Below are 4,018 nucleotides of genomic sequence, written 5' to 3'. Positions count from 1 at the left end.
CATCCGATCCGGACGATATTCCCCTAACCACCATATTCGCAACCCCACCTCCAGGCTGCCCCGTACCGTTAGTTACTAATAACCCCGGCACCAAACCCTGCAAACTTTTATCGAACGACCTGTTAGGCAGGTTCTCAATCTGTGAACCTTTGATTACGGTAACGGCACCCGTATTTGACCTCTGCGTCGTAGTCCCATACGCCACCACCACCTGCTCATTCATCTCATTCACCGCCTTCACCATCTGCACCATCGCCTCGCGCTTCCCCCCAATCCGCAACTCCTGCGCCTGATAACCCGTATAAGTCACCACCAGCGTGCCATTACCTGGCGCCCTCAAACTAAACCCACCGTCAGCGTTGCTGGAAACGCCATTGCGCGTTCCTTTTAATACCACCGTAGCCCCAGGCAACGGCGTACCCTCAGCACTCATTACTTTACCCGAGAAGTTAATCAGCGTATCTGTAAACGTGTTAACGCTCAGCTGCAACGTAATCGCCGTTCCAATGTACTTCCACGCAAAACCCCTTGGCTGAAGCAACTGGCCGAGTATTTCGTCGAGCGGACGGTTACGGAAATTCACACTTACTTTTTCGTTAATGTTTAACAGCTCGGAACGATAATTAAAACGTAAGCCAGTTTGTTTCTCAATGCTCTTAAGCACTTTTTCGAGCGGTATGTCCTGGCCGCTCAGTGTTACAGGAAGCGAACCTTTGTCGTCGGCATTGCGCGCCTGGGCGTTGAGGTTGCATAAGCATGCGGTCATTACTAGCAATAGGGCAAGCAGTTGTCGTAATACTTGCCTTGGTGGTAAAGTTGATACCATCATAGATAGAGTTAGTGGTGAGAAATTGAATTGCCCTTGCCCGGCTGCTGTAGCCGGGTCGGGTATTGACTGAACATTCACTTTTGCCTTAAAGAATTAGAGATTCTTTTTGTTATGGTGCAGATAATTTGGATATGGTTTCATAGTAAGGTCGCAAATCGGGGTAACGGGTACTTATGGGTTAACATTTATTTCATAATAGCGAAAACTCCCCCTGCAAAACAGGAGGAGTTAAAAGTAATTTGTAGCTTATTTCCCCAGCTTGTCCAGCAGCCTGATGGCTACGGCGGCGGTCAGACTGCCTGCCATATATAAACCTATGGTTAACGCTTTGGTTTGCAGGCTGCGATTACTGTAAGCGGGATTTAATCCGGCCCTGCCTGGTACACATATCGCCGCAACACCTGCGGAAGCACCAAGCACCCCCGCCCTTATAAAGATGTCTTTTTTCGGGCCTGCCGCCGCTAAACCAAAGTATAATGCGTTACTCACTATATCACCGGCCAGTGTATAGTTAAACAACGCCTGGTCGTCTAAGGGACGAATATTCGTTTTGGCCAGCCCTTTGGACAGTGCCTGCATGCCCAGCAGGTCCATACGCGGGGCTTTGAGGGTGGTTTTACGGGTTATTTCGTGCAATGCGGTTAATACGCAGGCTCCTATTAATCCGCCTGCTATAGCTGCTCCTTTCATGTTCTGCTTTTTAAGATGAATAAACCGGGGTACGTTTACTGAAAATCAAATATTATTCCAGCATCTGCTGGCTTACTTATTGATATTGTATCCTTAAACCATATCTTATGACCAGGCAGATCACAATCAAAATGCACGGCGACCTCATAATGGCGGACCTTGAGTTTGAAAAAACAGTTGATTCGCTTATTTACCGGATCAAAGGCAATAAACGGTTCTTTAACCAGGTACCGGATGGATTCGCTATTGTGAAGGAAGATAACAGTGGGGAGTTCAAATACGACCGGCAGGAACTGTCGGAAGAAGGACTTTACATCGTACAGCAGGTATGCGCGGAAATCAAATGCCTGCCTGAACAGTTCCAGGGAACGTCGGCTGCTGAAAAGGCGTGAGTTATTTTATGTGCAGTACGCTGTCCTGCGTGTAGTAATAGTCATGTATATACCGCGAATACCTCAGCACTTCCAAAAAGGAGGTAAGGGGTTGTTTGCGGTCGAGTGAGCCGGTGAACAGTGAGTGTTTGTCTACCGCCTCGTCCAGCGCTATTTCTATACCATATATTCGTTTGATACTGGTATAGATGTCGCTGAGCGGGGCTTTGGAAAATACTTGTATACCCTGCCGCCAGGCGAGTACGTCGTGTTCGTCAAAGCTGGTGGCCTGCAGGGCTTTTTTCTCATCCGCAGTTACTTCAAAACCGGGCTTCAGCAGCAGGCTGTCGGTACCAGCTTTTACCATTACTTTACCGGTTACGAGTGAAACGCGTTCTACAGTTTTGTAGGTGTTAATGTTAAACGATGTTCCCAGTACTATCACTTCGGTTTGTTCCATATGCACCGTAAATGGCTCCAAAGCATTGGCGGCTACTTCGAAATATGCTTCCCCGCTCACAAATACTTCTCTGACCCCGGCAAATGCCAGGGGGAATTTGAGGGTAGAGGCGGCGTTGAGCCATACTTTACTTCCATCGGAAAGCTGCACCTGGTAATCTTTTCCTTCGGGCACATGCAGTGTGACCCATTTACCTGCGGCTGCCTCACCCTCGGGTATCTGCAATAATTTATTACCGTTAGATGCACTCACCCCGCCCAATTGTATAATGCCTGAAGTGTCAGACAGGTCGAAGGTGCCACCGCCTGGTACTTCGAGTGCAACCTGGTGTTTTTTGATGCCTGCCAGTTTTGGAGGCGCCGGGGTTTGAAACGAAAAGAAATAACCAATGGCCAATGCTGCAACTGCGGCGGCAGCCGAGTACGTGGCAATACGTTTAACGGCGGATTTACGGTGTAGTTTGTTTGTTAGCTGGTCGAAATGACCTGGGCCGCTATCGTTCATAGCCTGTTGTACGGCCGGGTCGGCGAATTGACGTATTACCTGCTGGTAAACGCTTTGCGCATGACTGTCTTCGGCTATCGCCCGGTGAAGGTATTCTCTGTCGCTGTCCCCGATAACACCTGATACTTCGTCCAGTGCGAGCCTGTGTATTTCTTCTTCGTTATAGCGCATGATTAATCTAATGGTCGTAAAATCAACTGCAAAGTACCTATCTAAAGGTCAGGTTTTATCAACTTCTTTCGCAGTACCTTCCTCGCATGTTGCAGAAGGTTCTTCACACTTTGTACTTTCAGTCCCATTTCCAGCGCAATTTCCCGCCCCGATTTTTCCTCCACGTACATCAGTTTAAAGGCATAACGGCTTTGTGTGGATGAGATGCCTTCTATGGCATGGTGGAGTTCCTGTTGTAACTCCTGCTGCTCTATACGAGATGGCGGCAGCACGGCTTCCGACGAAAATAGCTGGTTAAACTGCTGCTTACGCCTGTGCGTTTGCTCGCGCTTACGGATGGCGTCGATCGATTTGTACTTAACAATTCGTACCAGGTAGCCCCTCAGCGATGAGTGGATGTCGAGCCTGCTGCGCTCCTGCCATAGCCATATAAAGACCTCCTGCACCATGTCCTCGGCCTCCTCAATGTTGTTGAGGTGACTGTAAGCCTCGGCGAACAGGCGTTTATAACACTGGTCGTAAATAGTGGCGAATGCAGACGGTGAGCCCTCCCGCAATAGCATTAGTAGCTGAAAGTCAGCATTTTCTTGTGGTGATTGCACGTGAACACATGATTTAAACAAATAAATCCAAGGTGACTTGTCTACACTATTTGGAGGGAGTCGTTCTTTAAGCTAAAACTGGCAGATATTCCCGAAAGTGTTACGAAGGTATTAAAATGACCAATACAGCGATAGTGGTTTATGTTATTTAAATAATATTTCTAACCGGATAACGGGGGTGAATTTGGGCGGCAGTGGATCCAGGCCGGTTCATCGCCGGGTCTGTTTGGTGGAGCAGGCAGTAGTAATCCTGTTCAGCCCCGGTCTCGGTCACGTCCTAAAAAAGGTTTACACCTTCAAAAGTGTAAAACATGGATAAAAACACAGTATTAGTTCGTAAAAAGGGCGGTAGGGCCTTTAAGTATGATCAAACTTTTATGCGGCAGGTTGT

At 48.2% G+C, this 4,018-nt stretch carries 5 protein-coding genes; 1 reads left to right on the top strand and 4 read right to left on the bottom strand.

Annotation, left to right across the window (positions count from 1 at the left end; translation table 11 throughout):
- Positions 1–766 (bottom strand): SusC/RagA family TonB-linked outer membrane protein (locus QZT80_RS02080; RefSeq protein WP_295117115.1); only part of this gene is annotated, 766 nt, incomplete at its 3' end.
- A 309-nt stretch (positions 767–1,075) separates the two neighbouring features.
- Positions 1,076–1,519: a hypothetical protein gene (locus QZT80_RS02075; RefSeq protein ID WP_295117113.1), complete on the bottom strand. Its 444-nt coding sequence runs from the start codon at positions 1,517–1,519 to the stop codon at positions 1,076–1,078.
- 107 nt (positions 1,520–1,626) lie between these two features.
- Here QZT80_RS02075 and QZT80_RS02070 point away from each other — a divergent pair, with 107 nt between their 5' ends.
- The gene (locus QZT80_RS02070) at positions 1,627–1,911 is read left to right on the top strand and encodes a hypothetical protein (protein ID WP_295117111.1); all 285 of its coding nucleotides are present in this window, start codon (positions 1,627–1,629) and stop codon (positions 1,909–1,911) included.
- 1 nt (position 1,912) lies between these two features.
- On the opposite strand, the gene QZT80_RS02065 is transcribed toward QZT80_RS02070, so the two are convergent.
- On the bottom strand, positions 1,913–3,025 hold the full coding sequence (locus QZT80_RS02065) for a FecR family protein (protein WP_295117109.1): 1,113 nt from the start codon (positions 3,023–3,025) through the stop codon (positions 1,913–1,915).
- A 41-nt stretch (positions 3,026–3,066) separates the two neighbouring features.
- Positions 3,067–3,627 carry a sigma-70 family RNA polymerase sigma factor gene (locus QZT80_RS02060; RefSeq protein WP_295117107.1) on the bottom strand — a complete coding sequence of 187 codons (561 nt, stop codon included), beginning with the start codon at positions 3,625–3,627 and terminating at the stop codon, positions 3,067–3,069.
- Positions 3,628–4,018 lie beyond the last annotated feature (391 nt).

The organism is uncultured Chitinophaga sp., assembly GCF_902168175.1.
Taxonomy (GTDB): domain Bacteria; phylum Bacteroidota; class Bacteroidia; order Chitinophagales; family Chitinophagaceae; genus Chitinophaga.
The sequence above is the reverse complement of the archived record's forward strand: the minus strand, read 5'-3'. Positions and strand labels throughout refer to the sequence as shown.

What these genes read in the sequence shown, in the direction of transcription:
- QZT80_RS02075 (WP_295117113.1), bottom strand. Translation starts at nt 1,519, where the DNA reads ATGAAAGGAGCAGCTATAGCAGGCGGATTAATAGGAGCCTGCGTATTA.
- QZT80_RS02070 (WP_295117111.1), top strand. Translation starts at nt 1,627, where the DNA reads ATGACCAGGCAGATCACAATCAAAATGCACGGCGACCTCATAATGGCG.
- QZT80_RS02065 (WP_295117109.1), bottom strand. Translation starts at nt 3,025, where the DNA reads ATGCGCTATAACGAAGAAGAAATACACAGGCTCGCACTGGACGAAGTA.